We start from the raw sequence: 19,161 nt of genomic DNA, 5'->3' as shown, positions 1-19,161 counted from the left end.
GCTCTCCATTCTTTACCCGAAAAAAGGTGCCTTGTCTCCGATTCGAGCAGGCACCATGGCATTTATTTCGGTCGTTCGATTTCGAACGTTTCGCCGAGCGTGGCATAGAAGTTTCCAGCGAGTCGACTTACCGGTGCCAATCGTTCGGCGTCGATACGTCCGGCTTCATAAAGCGCCGGGTCAATATGGAAGCGCACGACTCGCGCGATCAATAAGTCAGCCGTCACTTTCCCGTCATGCTCAATCGGAACGTGATGGTGCAGTTTACATTCCATTCGGATTTTAGCTTCTTTCACGCCTGGCGTCTCGATGATATCACTTGGTGCGGTCGTGAACGTCGTCCGATCGAGCTCACTCTCCGCTGGCCCTAAATTGGCCGCGGTCTCGTTGACGAGAGCTACGTTCGTCTCATCGACGATATGGATGACGAGTTCTTCTGTCGCGACCGCATTGCGGGCTGTATCTTTCATGACACCGTTCTTCCGTTGAACCGATACCGATAGTAGCGGCGGCTCGGACGCCACGATGTTAAAGTAACTAAACGGCGCAGCATTGATTGTCTCGCCGTTTCGAGTCGTCACGAAAGCGATCGGCCGCGGAACGATACTCCCGATTAAAAATTTGTACGTGTCTCGCTCGGTTAACGCTGAAGGTTCAATCGATAGCATAAGAGCACCTCTTCCATAGTCATTTCTTCTCTTTCAAGCTATCCTGTTCCCTTCGCATGTGTCAATCGGAAGCACATTCGAATGTGTAAGATGCTGAAATCCGGGGTATATCCGTCTAGATATGATATTTAAACAGAGAATGCTTGATGGCACATTGTTTGAGCAGTTCGGTGTTCATCTAATTTTTCTTTTTGTATATTTCCGTTATACGACGATGGAATTGGAGTTGGTTTTTAGTTAAGGAAGGAAGTAGAGCGTATTATGAGCAAGTGGGTTGAACAATTGAACAGTCGTCAAATTCTCGGCATCCTATATGGGGTCTGTATCGCCAGTCTCTTTTTAACAGCAATCGGTGCTTGGTTCGTTCGGGACGATACCGTCTCACCGACCGAACTCCTGACGTTGCGTTGGATCTGGATGACCGGGCTAGTCATGTTTATCACTGCTATTTTATTAATTGGACGTCCTTTGATTACACGAATGGTCAGTCAAAACGAAAACATGCGCGCGAAGCAAGCAGAGATGCAGTCCGTGCTCGAGGCGTCGAAACAAAACGAGACCAAACTGCAGTATCGTAACGAATTGATTGAAGTACTCGCTTCGAAGGAATCGTTACTCGACTATTCGGCTGTCATCGAAAAAATCGTCTGGTTGACCGAGGCCGAGTTCGGGGCCGTATTGCTCGTCAAAGACGATGAAATCACGTCCGTCGTACCGAAAGGGATGACCACTGAACAACAAGAAGATTTGAAAGTACAGTCGCTCTTACTCAAACGCGTTATGATTTCAAGAACGCTAGAGGCGAGTTCAAAAAAAGTGGCCGACCAGCTTCACGGCTACCCGTACTATATCCATGAGACGGTCATCCCGGTAAAGGATCCATCAGACGGAACGATGATCGGTTGCTTATATTTGGCCTGTTACGATGAGCCATTCGATGCGAGTGAAACATCAGAGTTGAACGCGTTCGCGAACCAGTTGGCCATTTCGCTCTTACGGACGCGGCTTTATCGCCAGATGCAACAGGATCGTAAAGAGACGGCACAATTAATCAACTCGGTCCGTGAAGCGATTCTTTATTTCAACTATGAAGAAGACACGATCGTCGGCAACCGCGCCTTTATCCGCATGTTCGATGAACTTCAATTCGAATACGCCGGTTATGAGGAACTGACAACGTTATCGATTGATATCGAACAGTTTGCCGAACGTGTCGATCAACAAGACCTTTTCATCAGTTATATCGAACGTGTCTTCGACCAAGAGCCGCCGGAAGACGGTTTATCGATTTCATTGGATCAAGGCGATTGCTTCCTCCAAGTCTATGCAGAGAGTATTTACCGAGACGGGAAGATTCACGGCACGATGCTCGTCTTGCGCGATGTGACGGCCGAAACTGAAATTGACCGAATGAAATCAGAGCTTGTCTCGACGGTATCTCACGAATTGAGAACGCCGCTGTCATCGATCTATGGATTCACAGAGTTGATGCTCGAGCGTGATTTGAAGGCAACCCGCCGCGAATTGTACTTGAAGACGATTCACGATGAGGCGAAACGTCTCTCGTACTTGGTCAACGACTTCCTCGACCTTCAAAAGATGGAGGCCGGAAAACAGACGTTCGAGTGGGAGACGGTCGATTTGCTCGAGCTCGCCCGCGACAGTATCAGCTTTTATCAAGAGACGACCGATTCGCATCATCTACACCTTGATGCCGATGTCGGACAAGACTTTAAAATCGAGGCCGACTTGGAAGGGATGCGACAGTTGCTCGGTAACTTGCTCAGTAACGCCATCAAGTATTCCCCAGAAGGCGGCAACGTGCTCGTCTCGTTGGAACGACTCGAAGGACAAGTCGTCATGAAAGTCCGCGACAACGGGATGGGTATCCCTTCTTCCGCCTTGCCGAACTTGTTCGGCAAATTTTACCGGGTCGATAACTCAGACCGTCGTAAAATCGGAGGGACAGGACTCGGTCTCGCCATCTGTAAAGAAATCGCGAAAGCGCACGACGGACATTTACACGTTGAATCGATTTACGGGGAAGGTAGCACATTTATTTGTGAATTGCCGACGTCGAAAGAAGCGATTCATCAATGAACACGACCGGAGTCGTTCCGGTCGTGTTTTTTACACCTTAGCTTCTATTTTTAGCAGGAATGTTTTGGGATAATCTAGAAAAAGAGTAAGATCGAGAAACGAAGGCAACATCGATTTACCCTTCCCATTTTTCTCGCAGGTTAAGTCTAGAAAAAGAGCTATACTAGTAAGGAAGAGACAGACAAGATTGGAGGTCATGAAGTTGGATCACCGCGACCCACCGTTTTCAGAACTAGGCGACTTTAAACAATGGGGACGTTTTGATATAAACGTGCCACTTCAAGGCGGGCAAGCCGAACTGCAAGCTGCCGTATCGATTGTTAGAAATCATATTCCTTTGCGGTTGGGTGGGTTTTATATCATCGCGAGTGAAGATGGGATTTTGCGAAGCGGCTCTCACGATGCCAATTTGCAAAAACATATCATTCACCTGCTCCAACAAGTTCAAACGGGCCATGTGGAAGATGAAGCATTGATGAACGAACCGATTTGGACGATTCATTATTTCACCACTCCATAAACGATAAGAGACGATTCGGGCGTCTCTTTTTTTGTGCAAAAAAAGAACGCCTGAGGAGGCGTTAATCCCATCGAGACATAATCGCAATGGATTTTTCATAGTATTCAGTGGATAGTTTGTACTTCCCATTTTCACGTAGCTCACGCGCTAGCCAAAGAGCATACTTATTAGTGTAATGGTAGTCATCGGAAGATTCAAAATACTGTACTGCCTTTTTTAAGCTTTCAATCAATTCTTTACTATTTCCATGCGTATATTTATTACGAAAAACCCCGAAATGATATATAAATTCGGATAGGTTATCATTTTCCCCTTCTTCTTGAATGATTTTTTCTCCCTTTTCTACCCAAGATAATACTTCTTGGGAGCTTCCCCTAATAGAATATTCTTCAATTAAAGAAAGAATACTTAGTAGTTTACTTTTACTTTCAACTTTATATTCTAGCCCTTTTAAAAAGTATTCTAAGGCAAGCTCTCTATTCCCTTGTAGAGAATATATTTCTCCTGTGCTGTTGTAAAGCATCCCATAATATCCTTTTAAGTCTGTAGCCCCAGCAGCTTTAATTGCCTTTTGATAATTTGCTAATGCTTCATTAAATCGTTTTCTTCGCTTGAAGGCTAATCCAATAATTAAATGGCACTCTATAACTCGCTCTACATAAAAATTATCTTTAAAGTACGATAACGCCCTATTCACATGTTCAATTGTTTGAAGATAATCCGTATATTTATAATACATTCCACCAATAATATAATTGATGTCGGCTATTTCCCAATCTTCCAAATAAGTTGTATCTAAGTCTTCCCTAACTTGTTGCATTAAATCTAAAGCCGTATCTTTATCATTTAATGAAAAAGATTTTAAAGCTTTGAGAATATTAAACCTTATACGGTCTTCTGAAGTAAATTGATCTTGTAACCATTCTAATTCAGTTAAGTAACCTTGTTTTCCGCCAGGCATAAAATCAAACCTTGCTAACACTAGTAACATCAATATATATAAAGGCTTATGTTTATAAATTCTATGATCCTTTTTATATCGCTCTATTTTTTTCAAATTATCTGCTGTTTCATTTAAATCCCTTGATAAAACAGCTTCTTTCATTAGTCTTGAAATCTCTACTTTAATTTTTTCGATTTCGGCTTCAGTTACTGTCACGTAAAGAGGAATATCTAAGTCTAATTTCCTAAAAAGTAGTTCTAGTACTTCTTCACTAGGGATAGTCTGGTTATTTTCAATTTTGCTTAAATATGAGATAGAACATATCCCACGGGCTAAAACAGACTGTTTCATATTTCGACGCAGACGCTCTACTTTAATCAAATTCCCATAATTATTTTGCATGCAGTAGCATCTCCTGGACTCTTTTTTTAATACTTTAGACCCTGTTTTCGTTGTTTTTTATCACAATTAGGAAAATCGAACTTAAAAACCATCAATTTTCAAAGGTTTTAAGCACCTATTTTCCCAAACGGTACGAAATCACTAGTCCTTTTATCCATGATAGAATTTAACTAATCCCAAAAAGAGAAATCTGTTAGTTTTGACAGACTGTCTCATCTAAAGTTTATTCCATTCATGACAAAAAGCAAGGTATAGGGCATAAACTAAAGGAGGTCATCTAAATGAGCAAACTTAGCAATCTTCTGGCTAGAGATTATGTTAAGCCACGTATTTATTTTACAACAAAAAACTCACCTACTATTGATGCATTATTTACTACCTCAGATCGAAATCAGTTTAGAGGCCTCGAAAACCTCACAACTCTTTTACAAGATTCTAAAGGTGTTATTATTAATGCGTTTCATATCGATTACTATCAAACTTTACCCACTTTAATTGCACGCGTACTAAACGAAACCTATTCTTCAAAGAAAATATGGGTTATCGGACCTGAACTTTCATTAACTATTTTAAAACGAAGTATGAAAAATATTTATCCATTCAAATCATCTGTAGGATATTTGAATGTAGATCAGTGCGAAAACGACTTAATTGAAACCTGCGTAGAAAAATTGAATGACGGTGATTTGTTATATGTTCTACCGGAGGTTTCATTTGGGTGGAAACCTGGAGTCGAGGAGGACTATAATACTAACGAAGAACAACCTTTATGCAGTGCGATTTTAAGTCAAAAGTCTAAATGCTCAGTCTTGCCAATTACAAATTCGGAAATTGATGAGATGATTGAAATTCATGCACCTGTTTTCTCAAGCGATTACAAAGGTTCTATGTTTGAATCAGCCATCCTTCAATCACGCCAAGTTTTAACAGCCTTAAAATTGAATCAATCACATCTTGAATGATTGCCAAATAGTACCTTTACGTCATATATTGTTTATATACGGAAAAATACACAGCATACAACCTAGAAAAGAGGTACTATTTATGAAAAAATTCAAAAATGCCATAATTGTTTCATTAGCTTTGCTTCTTCTTTTCGGAATCTCAAAGCCGCTTATTTCAGAAAACCCGTTCACATCAGAAGAATTAGCGGCCGAAGACTTTCCACGTCTCTGGAGCTTACCAGTCAACCAGGTAGCAGCCGAAGACTTTCCACGTCTCTGGAGCTTACCCGTCAACCAGGTAGCAGCCGAAGACTTTCCACGTCTCTGGAGCTTACCCGTCAACCAGATAGCAGCCGAGGACTTCCCACGTCTCTGGAGCTTACCAGTCAACCAGGTAGCAGCCGAGGACTTCCCACGTCTCTGGAGCTTACCAGTCAACCAGATAGCAGCCGAGGACTTCCCACGACTCTGGAGCTTACCGGTCAACCAGGTTGCTTCTACAGATGTTTCACCACTTGCATAATCCTTTATTGAGAGACGCCCTCGTGCGTCTCTTTTTTTATTTCCGAAACTCTGGAAATAAACTTATTGAAAAAAAGTCAAACAATTTACATATTAACCTCCATTTTTTTCTTGTTTCCTTATATAATAACGGAGACATGATGACGATTTCATTTCACAGCTACTTCACCTATCTTATGAATAAAGGAGCGGATCTCGATTGAACCAAACGAAATCATCTTGGAACTTGAAACTGTTGCTTAGCTCTTCCCTCGTCATTGGTGGCATGGCCATCGCCCCATTCGATTTGACGCCGAACGGTTTCGAATCGAGCCGAGTCGAAGCTGCCTCTACATACACGACGACAGCAAACTTGAACCTTCGTTTAAGTGCCGCCACATGGAGTCCTGTCCTTTTGACGATTCCAAACGGGGCGACCGTCAAATATGTTAGCAAGTACGGCTCTTGGTACAAGGTCAGCTACGGTGGAAAGACCGGCTACGTCGCTTCGCAATACGTGAAAGTTTCGACTCCCTCGACGATGACGCCGAGCTCAGCCTCGTACTACAAAACGACGGTCAATTTAAACTTGCGATTGACGGCAGCCTCGTGGAGCTCGGTCTTGACGACGATCCCGAACGGCGCCACCGTCAAGTATGTCAGTCGTTATGGCTCTTGGTATAAAGTCAGTTACAACGGAAAGACGGGCTATGTCGCTTCGCAATACTTAACAGCCACCGGAGCCCCGACTACGACGACTTCTACCACGTCCTACCAAACGACGGTCAACTTGAACATGCGCTTGACGGCAGCCTCGTGGAGCACGGTGTTGCTGACTATCCCAAACGGTGCGACCGTCAAGTACGTCAGCAAGTACGGCTCTTGGTATAAGGTCAGTTACGGCGGCAAGACGGGTTACGTCGCTTCACAGTATTTGAAGCCGGCCACGACGACGACACCAACAACATCAACGGGTTCAGGTCGAACGATTGTGATCGATGCTGGACACGGCGGGAATGACCCAGGGGCTGTGTACGGATCAGTGTACGAAAAAGTCATCGCTTTCGATATCGCCGCACGTCTTGCGAGTACGCTCTCGAATACATATGGCTATAACGCACGGATGACGCGCTCGAACGACGTGTACTTGTCGCTCGCACAACGCGTCGAATTGACAAAATCGTATAAAGGTAGCGCCTTCGTCAGCATTCATAACAACTCGTCGACGAATACGTCTTACCACGGTCACGAAGTCCTCGTCCCGACCGGTGAAAGTTATACGACGAACCCATACATCTCGGCTAGCCGCAGTTTAGGGGCAGCCATCAACCGTGAACTCGGTGTCCGAATCCCAACGATTCGTAACCGTGGTGTGAAATATCAAAACGTTTATGTCGTCGGCAAGAACAGCGTCCCATCGACCCTTGTCGAATATGGTTTCATCAGCAACTCGAACGACCGCTCGCACTTGACGAGCACCACATACCGGCAACGGATGGCAGATGCCACCGCTTCTGGGATTCATCAATTTATGAGCACTTATAAATAAGCAAGAGACCTGATCGCATGCGATCAGGTCTCTTTTTCATTGGCGGGACAACGCCAAATTTTATGATGCGCCCCCGGACCCCAATAGTGCTCAATCGTCACGAGCGGCGGGCCGAGCCGCTTCTCCCAATAGGCTTGTGACGTTGGAAAGCCGGCATCTAAATAAAATGCCTCTTGCTGATTCGCCACGAGTTGCCGTCTCATGTTGTCAATCAAAAAACGACCGACACCTTGGCGTTGGGCACCAGGTGCGACGTACATGCATCCGATTTCAGGAACGTTTGGCTCGATGTCGACGTGTGCGGTAATGATGTCATTCGGAGGCAAAATCGCGGCCGTCCCTACGATGACGTCGTCTTGGAGCACCACGAAAATTTGAACGGTCTCGTCCTCGAAACTGTCTTGAACGGTCGTATTCAACCGTTCGACTTCTTCATCCAGCAAGTCGGCATCCTCAAACTGTTCTCGGCGAATCAAATCACTCAGACTCTCCATAAACAGCCGTTGGAGCGGCTTTACATCTTCACGTTCGAGCTGGCGAAAGTTCAATCTGTCCACTTCCCTCTGTTCCTGAATGATACGTGCTAGTCTTTACCCGCGTCCGCTTCTGGCGTAACGTTCGGTTGATGCGACCCTTCCACCGCCTCGAGCTGCTCGAGATGATCGTAACCGAGATGTCCATGCGTTCGCCAGATGAGGACGATTGCAGTCGTGACGAGCAATAACGTCAAATGGAGAAAGCCGATCGGAAACATGCCCGGCTTCATCAGCGGAATGAGTGCGAACGAGACATTGAACATCGTATGGAGCAAGAAAACGGACCATAAATTCATCGTCGTAACATTGTAGAGCCAGGATATGATGAACGTGAACGCGAGAATCGCCATGGCGTATGCCCAAAACGGGATGAGCGATTGCCCGGTCCCCTCCATCAAAAAAAGTGGCGTATGCCAGACGGTCCAAATGCCCCCTACGAACAAACTCGCTTTGATCGGGGTCGTCTTCAATTGACACGCGTTGAGCAAATAACCGCGCCATCCGTACTCTTCTTGCATCGTGCCGCCAAGGAACAGCATGTAGAAGAACGTCGGCACGACGAGCCACGGACGCTCAAACAGCAACGCCCCTTCCGCATCGGACCACCAATAGGCAATCAGGAAAACGAAAGGAAGGAACAACAGACCGAACGCATAGTATCTGGCTGCCATCCGCCACTCGAATCCACGCTTCCATAACGTCGTGACACCTTCCCAACCGTTCTCCCGGAACGCCATGTAACTCCCGGCAAGACTTGGACCGAACGCTCCGATCAGCACAATCGCTTGAATCGGTAACTCGGTCCCAATAAATAGTCCCCACCACGCCAACCATGAGAACCCGAACGCGATGAGGAGAAATAAGATGATTTCTTTCTTTGTCGGTATCATTCGTCTCCTCTCCTTCTATCCGTAGTTTACCCGCTTTCCGAACGACTTCCCTATTTCACGCAAAAAATATTTTTATTATATGAAGCAAAATGATAGATGGACTTTTGATTTCCAAGGTATAATTGAAATTACAACAAAATTACATTCATAGTGAGGTATATATGGAACCAGTCGTTGAACACTCGATGAGTCACAATGGGTTTCTCGTGATTCTGTCTTATCTGATTGCCGCCGTTTCTGCTTACGCCGCCATCGAACTGGCCCGACGTGTCAATTCAGCGAACCGTTCCACCCAAAACGTCTGGATCATCGCCGGTGGCGCGACACTCGGTCTCGGCATTTGGTCGATGCATTTCATCGCCATGCTGGCCCATGAGGTATTGCGACCGATCACGTATTCGGTCCCGCTCGTCCTATTGTCCGTCGTCATCGCCATGGCCGGTTGCATGTTCGGCTTCTTGATTGTCTCGCGTCGCACGACTCGACCAGCCCTAATCGGTGCCGGGTTAGTCATGGGAGGCAGTATCGCCAGCATGCATTATGTCGGAATGGCAGCGCTCCAAGGCGTCACGACTTCCTACAACCCATGGTTGGCGGCGCTATCGATTTTGATTGCGCTCGGCGCCTCGCTCGTCGCCTTATGGATCGGCTTCTTTTCGAAGTACACACAGAAAAAGATGCATATGGAACTGAAGGTGTTCTTCTCCCTTTTGATGGGTGTCGCCATCTTCGGCATGCATTTCGTCGGCATGCTAGCGGCGACGTTCACGTTCGTTGAGACAGACAGACCTTTCGCCAATGCGATTGAGCCTTCACTGCTCGCATGGCTCGTGACGGCGATTACGATTCTCTTGTTCGCCATCTTCTTCTTATCACTCACGCTCGACCGTCATCTCCGCAAACGAGAATTCATTCAAGCGACGATTCTTGATTCGACGACGGATGCAGTTGTCACGACGACGAAAGACGGAATGATTCAATACGCGAACACAGCCTTCTATCGCTTGTTCGATGAAGTCGAGCAGGATGCCTTCTTCCAAGACTATCATCCGTCGCTCACAATCAATCAACCGTTCTATGAACCGAGACGCGTCGATCTCGACGACCGGACGATTGAAGTGACGAGTTATCCACTCAAAGGGGAAACGATGGACCAAGTACTTTGGTTCTTGCGTGACGTCTCGGAGACGATTGCCTCACAGCGGCTCGTCGAACATATGGCGTATCACGATACGCTCACGGATTTACCGAACCGGCATAAGCTCGAACGGATTTTAGCCGAACATATTCAAATCGAAGACCCGGTCGCTTGTCTCTACATCGACATCGACCGGTGGCGTTTCTTGAGTGACATGCTCGGGCATCACGGCTCGGACGAACTGACGATGCAAATCGCTGAGCGTCTGCAAGTGACCATTCACCCGGATGACATTTTGACGCGCGTCGGTTCATCCGAATTCATCATCTTGCTGTTTGATAAGCGGAGCACGCTCGCCAAACAGAAAGCCGAGAAGTGTATCAAGGCGATCTCGCAACCGTTCGATATCGACGGGACAACCGTCGAACTGACGATGAGCGCCGGCATCAGTCATTATCCGAAAGATACGAAGTCGGCCGAGGAGCTCGTGCAATACGCACGCCTCGCCGTCCACGAGTCGAAACGGACCGGTAAGAATCAAATCAAAGAATTCGAAGACGAGTCGAAGCATCAAATCCTTCGTACCGTCGAAATCGAAAAAGCGCTCGCGCAGGCGCTCGACCGAAACGAGTTTTCACTCGTGTACCAGCCGAAAGTGTCACTTACGCAAAATCGACTCGAAGGCGTTGAGGCGCTCCTGCGTTGGAACAACCGCGAGCTCGGTCACGTGTCACCGACCGACTTCATTCCAATCGCGGAGAACACCGGCCTGATTCACCCGATCGGCAGTTGGGTCATGCGTGAATCGTGCCGAGCCTGGGTCCGTTGGAAGAAGTCCGGCGTGAAACCGTTCACGCTTTCGGTCAACGTCTCCCCGCTCCAGTTCGCGCGTGAGGATTTTGTCGAGTCGCTCCAGGCCATCTTGGATGAGACCGGTATGGACCCGATGTTCCTCGAGCTCGAGGTGACGGAGTCGTCGATGCTGTCATATGAAGAATCGACGCGAGAGAAACTCACCCAGCTCCATCAGTTCGGGATTTTAATCTCACTCGACGATTTCGGGACGGGCTACTCGTCGTTCCGTCAATTGCGTGAGCTACCGGTCCAAGTGTTGAAAATCGACCGGTCGTTCATCGTCAACTTGTTCACCGATCGGAACCAGGAAGCCATCGTTCGCTCGATGATTCAACTCGGCCATAACTTGGGTATGAAAGTGCTCATGGAAGGTGTCGAGACGTCGGATCAGCTCGAATGGTTACTGAACGAACAGTGTGATTACGTCCAAGGTTATTACTTCAGTCGTCCACTTCTTGAAAAGGACGTCGTGAAACATGTCAAATCAGTCACGACGTACATCGAGTTTGGAAAGACACGCGCTTAATCAGACTGCAGCCCTTACGCTGCAGTCTTTTTTGTATGCCAAAAATCTCCCATGCCACCAGGCACAGGAGAATCGTTTTACGAGACTTGCGCTTTTTCTTGCTCGCGAATCAAGTGATATTGCTCGAGGATTAGCTTCGTCAGCGTATCGTCCTCATGCAGTTGGAGATATTTTTCTACCGTCGAGACGATGCCGTCTTCTTCGATGGAAAGATTAAGTTCAGAAGATTCTGAATCCTCAGGGTTGTAATAGGTCAAGGCAGCCGCGATTCCGTAAGCCAGTTCATTCGGTTCGATGCCGTTATCGATGAGTTCGCGGGCCGGTTTGACGAGCCGGTCACTCGGTCCGAGCTTCCGGATCGGTGAGCGGGCGACGCGTGAGACTTCATCTTTCAACTTCGGATTCTCGAATCGTTTGATGATCTTTTGAATGTATTGGCTATGTTCTTTCGCCTCGAACCCGTACTTCTCAAGGAGGAGCCAACCAGTCTCATACAACGCGCCTTGGACGACTTGACGGACACGGCGATCTTTCAGCGCCTCGTCAATCGTCGCTTTCCCGAACAAGGAACCGATGTATGACGCAATGGCGTGACCCGTGTTGACCGTGAACAGCTTCCGTTCGATGTATGGCCCAATCTCGTCGACCCACGTCACACCTTGAAGTGGGGGCCGCTCGGCCAATCCTTTCGTCTCGATGACCCACTCGTAAAACGTCTCGACCTCGACGAATAGCGGGTCTGCGTGTTGTTGCAGCGGAACGATCCGGTCGACGGCCGCATTCGGGAACGAGACGTTCGCTGTCCCGACACCGCCTGATGTCTCGATGGCTTGCTGGAGCGATGCGCTACCGCCAATCATGTTCTCGCAAGCGATCACATAGACCGGGGCATCCGTCTCACGGTCGCGAAGTCCTTCGCTGATGAGTGGCGCGACTTTCGGGAGAAGCGTCGGTCCGACCGCGGTCGTGACGAGATCCGCCTCCGCGATGAGGGCGATGACGCGCTCAGGATCCGTCAAGCTGTTGACGCCACGGACCCGGTCGACGACGACGTTGTCGACGCCTTCTTCGGCGAATCCGACTTCATAAAATCGCTTGTCTTCTAACGCTTGGATGACGGTATCGTTAATATCGACGAACGTGACCTCGTAACCACTCTGATTGAGCAACAATCCGATAAATCCACGTCCGATGTTCCCTGCCCCAAAATGTACGGCTTTCATGACGCCACCTCTTCCATGAATAGCGACAAAATCTCTTCTTTCGTCTTCGCCTGTACAAGACGCTCGACGTTATCCTCATCTGAACAGATGACCGCGATTTGGGACAGGAGTTCCAAATGTTCGTCATCCACACCGGCAATCCCGATGACGAGTTTCGCCGTCTGGCCACCGAAATCGACGCCGGCCGGCACTTGGAGGATGGAAATCCCCGTCTTTTGAACGGCGGATTTCGCTTCCTCGGTCCCGTGCGGAATCGCGACTTGGTTCCCGATATACACGCTCGAGAGCGCTTGACGTTCGTGCATCGCTTTGACGTAAGCCGAAGATACGCATCCGGCTGCTTCTAACACTTCACCGGCTGCGTCAATCGCTTCGGCCGACGTGTTGAACGATTGGTTGAGTCGAATCATCTCTGTCTGAATGAATGGCATTTTAGTTCCTCCTATACCTTAACCCTTGTCTCTGTCTACTTGTGTTATGAGATTTTGCTGCGTTCTGCTTTAATTTCTTCGATCAATTGATCGTAATAGTCGGCGTTCAAGAAGTTCGTGACCGAACGGTGAATCGCATCCGGCACTTGTGCCTCGGCCCGGTCCGTCAAATCCTCATGGGTGATGATGAATTGGGCGTCTTTCGGCAATTGGCTAATCGATGTGTTCGTGACTCGAATCGGCAAGTTCGCCTTGTTCACTTTATTGCGAAGCACCGACGCGCCCATCGCGCTCGAACCCATACCGGCGTCACAAGCAAAGATGATGTGATCGACTTTGTCGAGACGGTCGTGAACGAGAGCTGACGCATACGACTGTTTGCCTTTCATCGCGCTGACGTTTTGTGTCGCTTCTTCAAGTGACACTTCTTCTGCCGCGCTCGATTTCAAGATGACACTTGCCACGGCGAACGTGACCGCTGCCGACAAGAGAATCCCTGTGACGAGCCCGAGGTACGAACCGCGTGAAGCCATTGCGAGGATTGCGAAGATACTACCTGGTGACGCTGGTGCGACGAGACCGACATCGAACAAGACGAATGTGAAGACCCCAGTTGCCCCCCCTGCGATCATCGCAAGGATTAAGATTGGTTTCATCAAGACGTATGGGAAGTAAATCTCGTGAATCCCACCGAGGAAGTGAATGATTGCCGCTCCTGGTGCCGTACGTTTGGCCGCGCCTTTCGCGAACACCATGTAAGCAAGCAGTAAACCAAGACCTGGTCCCGGGTTTGCTTCAAGTAAGAACAAAACCGATTTCCCGGCGTCCGCCACTTGGTCGACACCGAGCGGGCTCAAAATCCCGTGGTTGATGGCGTTGTTCAAGAACAAGATTTTCGCTGGCTCGATGAATAGACTTGCGATTGGCAACAGTTTCGCACCGACGATCCAGTCGACACCGGCTGCCATGACTTTATCAAGGCCGCTCATGATTGGACCGAACACTTCGAAGCCACCGATCATGAGAAGACCACCGATGATTCCGACCGAGAAGTTGTTGACGAGCATTTCGAATCCAGCTTTGACCTTACCTTCGATGAGACGGTCAAATTGTTTAATGACATATCCACCGAGTGGACCCATGATCATCGCACCGAGGAACATCGGAATGTCCGTCCCGACGATGACCCCCATCGTGGCGAGTACCCCGACGACTCCGCCTCGTACGTCATGAATCAACTTACCGCCGGTGAACCCGATTAAGAGCGGTAATAGATACGTGATCGTCGGACCGACGAGTTCTGCTAATTTTTCATTCGGCCACCAGCCCGTTGGAATGAAGAGGGCGGTGATGATCCCCCAGGCGATGAAGGCGCCGATGTTTGGCATGACCATTCCGCTCAGGAAACTCCCGAACCGTTGTACTTTGACTCGAACCCCGCCCGAGCCAGCTTGCGCATTCGCCATGTATAAAACCTCCAGTCGATTATTGTGAAAGGTAGATTGTTGTAGTGTAGCTAACCGGTTTGTGCTCTACACTCGTATTGTAGTCTCAGCGTAAGCGCTTTCTCAATTCAATCCAGTTCATACTTTGGCAACATTCTCTGCCAAATAAAAAAATGACCACGGCGGGTCATTTCTCGTGCAGCGTGTCTTGAATCATTTTCTTCATACATTCATGAAGCAAGAGACGCAGTTCTTTCTTTGAACCGTTACTGTATGAGTTCATATGTTGTTCGCTCTCAATCAATGATCCACTGACGGCACTGAGGAACTGGAGTTCGACGTCCTCTGCCTCTTCCGGTGCGAGCAAGACGAGCAGACGGGATACCGGCTCGGTCGATTGGTCCATCATGAGGAGCGGGATCGATTGATTCAAGTCGAAAGCGAACACGCTCGCCCGTTCGATTGAGGCGTGACGTCCATGGAACAAGGCCAGTTTCGTGCCCGGAATCCCGAGCCCGGCCACTTCGTGACGCCGGAGCAGTTGGGCAGATAACTGGATACCGCTTTGGACGAGTCCACGTTCTTCTAGATGCGTCCCAATATCGAGCAAGATGTCTTCCAGTCGGTCGCTATTATCGAGCGTGACGAGATCGAACTGCCGGTCCATCCGTTCGAACGTCTCGACGAGAGCACCGAGTTCATTGAAGTCGAGCATCGTCGAGTGGCTCTTCTCTTTCGTCTGGAACGACTGTGGGAGCGATAACAGCAAGTGGCGGACGCGTTGCACTTCTTCGTTCGTCAACAGCGGGTTGACGATGAGCGTCGGCACCGATAACGGCGGCAACGGCACGGTCGACAAAATGACGTCATAGTCGTCGAGTCGATGCTGTTCGAGACCGAACAACGACGAGTTGACGACGTCCTGCATCTCTGGAAACTCTTGTTTGACCCGGTTGACGAGCATCTTCGAAGAGCCTAGACCCGCCGAACAGACGACAAGGGCTCGATATTCCCGACGCCGGACCGGTTTGACGAGCGCGGCGGCGAAATGCATCGCCCAAAACACCGTCTCTTCTTCCGTGAACGTGTTTGTCCCGAAGACGATATCGGCCGCTTGTTGAATGGCCGAACGTAAATGCGGATAGTCACGGTCGATGTGCGGACGAACCGTGTCCGTATCAGGGAGCGCTTGGGTGTTCATACTCGACAAGATATGGGCGAGCAGCCCTTTCTCGAGCGCGGCGTCGTCCGTGAAGGCGAATCCGTGGATCAGTGAAACGTGATGGATGAGCTTATGGACACGGATCTGCATGACCCAACGCTCTTCCTCATCTTCTTTCATCTGTTCCTTCAACGACCGGAGCCGGTTCGCTTCTTCAGCGAACCAGACCCGCTCCGCCATCGAGAACGGCGTCCCGAGGGCCGTCTCCATATCAAATGCGACTTTCAAATAATCGTCGGAGCGTCCTTTCGTATACATCTCTAGGAAGAACCCAGCGTCCAGACGGGCTTGTTGCACGCCATAGGCGAACGTCACCCGCATAATCGTCCGGTCGTCCATCCGCTCATACGGATGTTCCTTCAAATAGTCATAACCGTCACGAAGCGCCTCGAGCATGACATCACACGGAACCGTCTTTAAGAACGCCGGGATGTAATCATCCTCCCCGCGGACAAAGCGATAGAACGCGAGCGTGTCCCAATGAGCGAGCAGCGCATTGATCATCAGCTTCCGCTTCTCGGCTTCGAGGCCGAGCACCCGCGCGCCGACCCCTTTCTTCCGCTCGACTTCAAGGTGATACTCGTCGAACCAACGATCGAGTTTCTCAAGGTCTTGTGTGAGCGTGCTCGGTGACACGTGCATCTGTTTCGCGACCGCCTGCAGCTTGAGCGTATCTTTTTCAAACAGGAGCCTCCAAGCGAGCTCGAAGATGCGGTCCTCCGCCGTTGGAATCGCCTCGGCCGACAAAATCAAGTCTTCGCGCAACTGTTGCTTCGCATCGGAACGACCGATGAGACTGAGGCCGTGCCCGCGCTGCCAAGCGAGTTCCAATTCGAACTCGCGCAGGATTCCTTCGAGCAGTTGACGTTCCCGTTGAATCGTCCGCTCAGACAAATTGACCGCTTGCGCGATTTCCGCGAGCGGGGTCGAGGTCTCCGTTGCCAATAGATGTAGTAAAATCGAGCGCTCTCGGGCGCTCCACTCATGTTTCATATGCATTCACCCATTCCTCGACGAGTTGTCGATATTCCGTGAGCGATAACATGTGTCTGACCGAGCGAACGTGCGCGGTCGGATGATCGACCGTCTCAGTCCCGGCTTGATAGATAATCCAATCCACGTCTTCCGGGATGTCTCGATACGTGCCGTGTTGAATCACACACGATAATTTTCCCGAACACGCTTCAGCAAACAGCTTCGCCGCCATCGCGCTCGTCACGAACCCGCATGGACAGGCAATATATACGTTCATGTCAGACCTTCTTTCATCGCTTATCTTTATCTAACCATACGATGCAACCGCTTACTTCACCTACTATTTTGCTTGTTGGCAAAGATATCGGCAAGCAGTAAAAAGCACCTTTCCTCAATCGGAAAGATGCTGTGTCTAAAGTTAGGCGGCCTTCAGACGATTCCGTGCATGAATCGACTTCATAACGGCACGGGCAATCGGTTGGGCGAACAATAACTCAATCCAGAACGCGATACCAAAATTACGGAACCACGTCGGGAAGAAGTGTTGCAACGTATCAAAATTGATCTCCCCCATCCCGATCCACGGTCCGATGATCGTCATGAAAAATGAGATCAGCGAGACGTTCAACACGATGTTCAATAAGATTCGGGCGTTAAAGCCATCCATTTCTCCGGCAAATCGTTTGAATAGCATCCCGGCTGCCGGTTTGACGATGAAGCGAATCAAGATCATGAGCGCAATCCAGGCGAACGGGATGATTTTGAGCGTGTCGATATAATGGGCGACACTAAAGCCACGTTCCATCCCGACAATGATCGGCGCGATCGTGTTCACGGACAAAATCGAAATAATCAGCATGAACAGGACGCCTTCTTTAGGGTTTTGAGGTAATCGGTCTTCTTGGTACATAAGTAAGCCTCCATACAACATATGATTTCAGAGGGTAGACGTATCTTGCGACATATATTTTTGGTCTATGACCAATATCTCTACAAACTGATTGTCATAGTGTAGCAAGTTGGAGGCCTGCTTCGTAAGCATTATTTTTTTAAATTATTCAACCGTCACCGATTTCGCCAAGTTACGCGGCTTATCGACGTCACAGCCACGGGCGAGCGCGGCATAATACGCCATGAGTTGAACCGGTAACACCGTGATGAGCGGGGCGAGAATTGGTTCGACGTGCGGCAAGATGAACTCATCGTTCTCGTGCTCGACGCCTTGCATCGAGATGATACACGCGTTCGCACCACGGGCGACGACTTCTTTGACGTTGCCGCGGATGTTCAAGTTCGTCTTCGGTTGCGAGATGAGTGCGATGACCGGTGTGCCGTCTTCAATCAAGGCGATCGAACCGTGCTTGAGCTCACCACCTGGGTAGCCTTCCGCTTGGATATACGAGATCTCTTTTACTTTGAGCGCGCCTTCGAGACAGACCGACGCATCGAGTCCACGTCCGATGAAGAATGTGTTCGGCGTCGTCTTCAAGTAACGGTCCGACAAATCTTCAAACAGTTCTTTTTGCGACATGATCGAGTCCATGATCGTCGCGACGCGCGCGAGTTCCGGCATCAACTCGAACGGCAAGTCTTTCCCGTTCGCGCGAGCGATGTCGTAGGCAAGGATAGCGAGCACGGCGATTTGGGCCGTGTACGCTTTCGTCGACGCGACCGCGATCTCTGGGCCGGCGTGGAGGAGCATCGTCTCGTTCGCTTCACGCGAGAGCGTCGATCCTGGCACGTTCGTCATCGTGAGTGCCTTGTAGCCGCGCTTCTTCACTTCGACGAGGACGGCCCGGCTGTCAGCCGTCTCTCCAGACTGTGACAAGAAGACGAAGAGCGGACGTGAACTTAAGAGCGGCATATTGTAGCCGAACTCTGACGAGACGTGGACCTCGGTCGGGATGCCGGCAATTCGCTCAAGGATGTCTTTTCCAACGAGCCCAGCGTTATAACTCGTGCCACAGGCGACGATATAGATGCGGTCCGCTTCCGAGACGAGCGAACGCACACCTTCCGTGAGCTCGATGTCACCGGCGTCGTTCTGGTAGTGTCGGATGATGTTGCGGATGACGGCCGGTTGCTCGTCCATCTCCTTCAACATGTAGTGCGCGTAGGTGCCCTTCTCGATGTCAGACGCATCGATCTCGGCCGTGTACGGGGCACGTTCGAGGACCTCGCCGTCGAGCGTCTTGATCGTCGCTGATTCGCGCGTCAAGATGACGATCTCGCCGTCGTGGAGCTCGAGGTACTGGTCCGTCACTTGGAGCATCGCCATCGCGTCAGACGCCAC

General features: G+C 49.4%; 17 protein-coding genes. 6 read left to right on the top strand and 11 right to left on the bottom strand.

What is annotated here, in order from left to right; all coding sequences use genetic code 11:
• Positions 1 to 62: 62 nt before the first annotated feature.
• A complete protein-coding gene (locus tag KNP84_RS14855) occupies positions 63 to 668 on the bottom strand; it encodes a flavin reductase family protein (RefSeq protein ID WP_215115058.1) in 606 nt (201 codons plus the stop codon).
• A 261-nt stretch (positions 669 to 929) separates the two neighbouring features.
• Between KNP84_RS14855 and KNP84_RS14850 the strand changes: the two genes are divergently transcribed.
• Entirely contained in the window at positions 930 to 2,768 is a 1,839-nt protein-coding gene (locus KNP84_RS14850; protein ID WP_251131267.1) for an ATP-binding protein, read from the top strand.
• Between the two features lie 202 nt (positions 2,769 to 2,970).
• Positions 2,971 to 3,288: a hypothetical protein gene (locus KNP84_RS14845; protein ID WP_215115057.1), complete on the top strand. Its 318-nt coding sequence runs from the start codon at positions 2,971 to 2,973 to the stop codon at positions 3,286 to 3,288.
• A 61-nt stretch (positions 3,289 to 3,349) separates the two neighbouring features.
• Here the strand turns inward: KNP84_RS14845 and KNP84_RS14840 are convergent, their stop codons facing one another.
• A complete protein-coding gene (locus KNP84_RS14840; protein WP_215115056.1) occupies positions 3,350 to 4,633 on the bottom strand; it encodes a helix-turn-helix domain-containing protein in 1,284 nt (427 codons plus the stop codon).
• Between the two features lie 281 nt (positions 4,634 to 4,914).
• On the opposite strand from KNP84_RS14840, the gene KNP84_RS14835 reads away from it, so the two are divergent.
• The 3 genes from KNP84_RS14835 to KNP84_RS14825 all read left to right on the top strand — a co-directional run bounded on the left by KNP84_RS14835 (position 4,915) and on the right by KNP84_RS14825 (position 7,627).
• A complete protein-coding gene (locus tag KNP84_RS14835; RefSeq protein ID WP_214837628.1) occupies positions 4,915 to 5,595 on the top strand; it encodes a hypothetical protein in 681 nt (226 codons plus the stop codon).
• An 82-nt stretch (positions 5,596 to 5,677) separates the two neighbouring features.
• Positions 5,678 to 6,100 (top strand): hypothetical protein, encoded by a 423-nt coding sequence (locus tag KNP84_RS14830; protein WP_215115055.1) that lies wholly within the window; start codon positions 5,678 to 5,680, stop codon positions 6,098 to 6,100.
• 198 nt (positions 6,101 to 6,298) lie between these two features.
• Positions 6,299 to 7,627 carry an N-acetylmuramoyl-L-alanine amidase family protein gene (locus tag KNP84_RS14825; protein WP_051627752.1) on the top strand — a complete coding sequence of 443 codons (1,329 nt, stop codon included), beginning with the start codon at positions 6,299 to 6,301 and terminating at the stop codon, positions 7,625 to 7,627.
• A gap of 23 nt (positions 7,628 to 7,650) precedes the next feature.
• On the opposite strand, the gene KNP84_RS14820 is transcribed toward KNP84_RS14825, so the two are convergent.
• On the bottom strand, positions 7,651 to 8,175 hold the full coding sequence (locus tag KNP84_RS14820; RefSeq protein WP_215115054.1) for a GNAT family N-acetyltransferase: 525 nt from the start codon (positions 8,173 to 8,175) through the stop codon (positions 7,651 to 7,653).
• A gap of 35 nt (positions 8,176 to 8,210) precedes the next feature.
• The gene (locus KNP84_RS14815) at positions 8,211 to 9,053 is read right to left on the bottom strand and encodes a CPBP family intramembrane glutamic endopeptidase (RefSeq protein WP_215115053.1); all 843 of its coding nucleotides are present in this window, start codon (positions 9,051 to 9,053) and stop codon (positions 8,211 to 8,213) included.
• Positions 9,054 to 9,214: 161 nt separating this feature from the next.
• On the opposite strand from KNP84_RS14815, the gene KNP84_RS14810 reads away from it, so the two are divergent.
• Positions 9,215 to 11,572: a bifunctional diguanylate cyclase/phosphodiesterase gene (locus KNP84_RS14810; RefSeq protein WP_251131266.1), complete on the top strand. Its 2,358-nt coding sequence runs from the start codon at positions 9,215 to 9,217 to the stop codon at positions 11,570 to 11,572.
• A 77-nt stretch (positions 11,573 to 11,649) separates the two neighbouring features.
• Here the strand turns inward: KNP84_RS14810 and KNP84_RS14805 are convergent, their stop codons facing one another.
• The 7 genes from KNP84_RS14805 to glmS all read right to left on the bottom strand — a co-directional run.
• Positions 11,650 to 12,795: a mannitol-1-phosphate 5-dehydrogenase gene (locus KNP84_RS14805; protein ID WP_215115052.1), complete on the bottom strand. Its 1,146-nt coding sequence runs from the start codon at positions 12,793 to 12,795 to the stop codon at positions 11,650 to 11,652.
• A complete protein-coding gene (locus KNP84_RS14800) occupies positions 12,792 to 13,226 on the bottom strand; it encodes a PTS mannitol transporter subunit IIA (RefSeq protein ID WP_215115051.1) in 435 nt (144 codons plus the stop codon). The genes KNP84_RS14805 and KNP84_RS14800 overlap by 4 nt, the downstream gene beginning before the upstream one ends.
• A 44-nt stretch (positions 13,227 to 13,270) precedes the next feature.
• A complete protein-coding gene (locus KNP84_RS14795; RefSeq protein ID WP_214716155.1) occupies positions 13,271 to 14,692 on the bottom strand; it encodes a PTS mannitol transporter subunit IIBC in 1,422 nt (473 codons plus the stop codon).
• Positions 14,693 to 14,858: 166 nt separating this feature from the next.
• Positions 14,859 to 16,886, bottom strand: a complete 2,028-nt coding sequence (locus KNP84_RS14790) for a BglG family transcription antiterminator (RefSeq protein ID WP_214716154.1) — start codon at positions 16,884 to 16,886, stop codon at positions 14,859 to 14,861.
• A complete protein-coding gene (locus KNP84_RS14785; protein ID WP_021065180.1) occupies positions 16,876 to 17,145 on the bottom strand; it encodes a PTS sugar transporter subunit IIB in 270 nt (89 codons plus the stop codon). Before KNP84_RS14785 ends, KNP84_RS14790 begins: the two co-directional genes overlap by 11 nt.
• A 141-nt stretch (positions 17,146 to 17,286) precedes the next feature.
• Entirely contained in the window at positions 17,287 to 17,778 is a 492-nt protein-coding gene (locus tag KNP84_RS14780) for a DUF2798 domain-containing protein (protein ID WP_029596137.1), read from the bottom strand.
• Between the two features lie 144 nt (positions 17,779 to 17,922).
• Positions 17,923 to 19,161 (bottom strand): glutamine--fructose-6-phosphate transaminase (isomerizing) (gene glmS, locus KNP84_RS14775; RefSeq protein ID WP_215115050.1); only part of this gene is annotated, 1,239 nt, incomplete at its 5' end.

Source organism: Exiguobacterium sp. s70, from assembly GCF_018618315.1.
Classification (GTDB): domain Bacteria; phylum Bacillota; class Bacilli; order Exiguobacteriales; family Exiguobacteriaceae; genus Exiguobacterium; species Exiguobacterium chiriqhucha.
Note: the sequence above shows the minus strand (reverse complement) of the source record. Positions and strands in the feature narration are given on the sequence as shown.

What these genes read in the sequence shown, in the direction of transcription:
- KNP84_RS14810 (WP_251131266.1), top strand. Translation starts at nt 9,215, where the DNA reads ATGGAACCAGTCGTTGAACACTCGATGAGTCACAATGGGTTTCTCGTG.
- KNP84_RS14785 (WP_021065180.1), bottom strand. Translation starts at nt 17,145, where the DNA reads ATGAACGTATATATTGCCTGTCCATGCGGGTTCGTGACGAGCGCGATG.
- KNP84_RS14855 (WP_215115058.1), bottom strand. Translation starts at nt 668, where the DNA reads ATGCTATCGATTGAACCTTCAGCGTTAACCGAGCGAGACACGTACAAA.
- KNP84_RS14840 (WP_215115056.1), bottom strand. Translation starts at nt 4,633, where the DNA reads ATGCAAAATAATTATGGGAATTTGATTAAAGTAGAGCGTCTGCGTCGA.
- KNP84_RS14795 (WP_214716155.1), bottom strand. Translation starts at nt 14,692, where the DNA reads ATGGCGAATGCGCAAGCTGGCTCGGGCGGGGTTCGAGTCAAAGTACAA.
- KNP84_RS14830 (WP_215115055.1), top strand. Translation starts at nt 5,678, where the DNA reads ATGAAAAAATTCAAAAATGCCATAATTGTTTCATTAGCTTTGCTTCTT.
- KNP84_RS14790 (WP_214716154.1), bottom strand. Translation starts at nt 16,886, where the DNA reads ATGAAACATGAGTGGAGCGCCCGAGAGCGCTCGATTTTACTACATCTA.
- KNP84_RS14835 (WP_214837628.1), top strand. Translation starts at nt 4,915, where the DNA reads ATGAGCAAACTTAGCAATCTTCTGGCTAGAGATTATGTTAAGCCACGT.
- KNP84_RS14780 (WP_029596137.1), bottom strand. Translation starts at nt 17,778, where the DNA reads ATGTACCAAGAAGACCGATTACCTCAAAACCCTAAAGAAGGCGTCCTG.
- KNP84_RS14800 (WP_215115051.1), bottom strand. Translation starts at nt 13,226, where the DNA reads ATGCCATTCATTCAGACAGAGATGATTCGACTCAACCAATCGTTCAAC.
- KNP84_RS14815 (WP_215115053.1), bottom strand. Translation starts at nt 9,053, where the DNA reads ATGATACCGACAAAGAAAGAAATCATCTTATTTCTCCTCATCGCGTTC.
- KNP84_RS14850 (WP_251131267.1), top strand. Translation starts at nt 930, where the DNA reads ATGAGCAAGTGGGTTGAACAATTGAACAGTCGTCAAATTCTCGGCATC.
- KNP84_RS14805 (WP_215115052.1), bottom strand. Translation starts at nt 12,795, where the DNA reads ATGAAAGCCGTACATTTTGGGGCAGGGAACATCGGACGTGGATTTATC.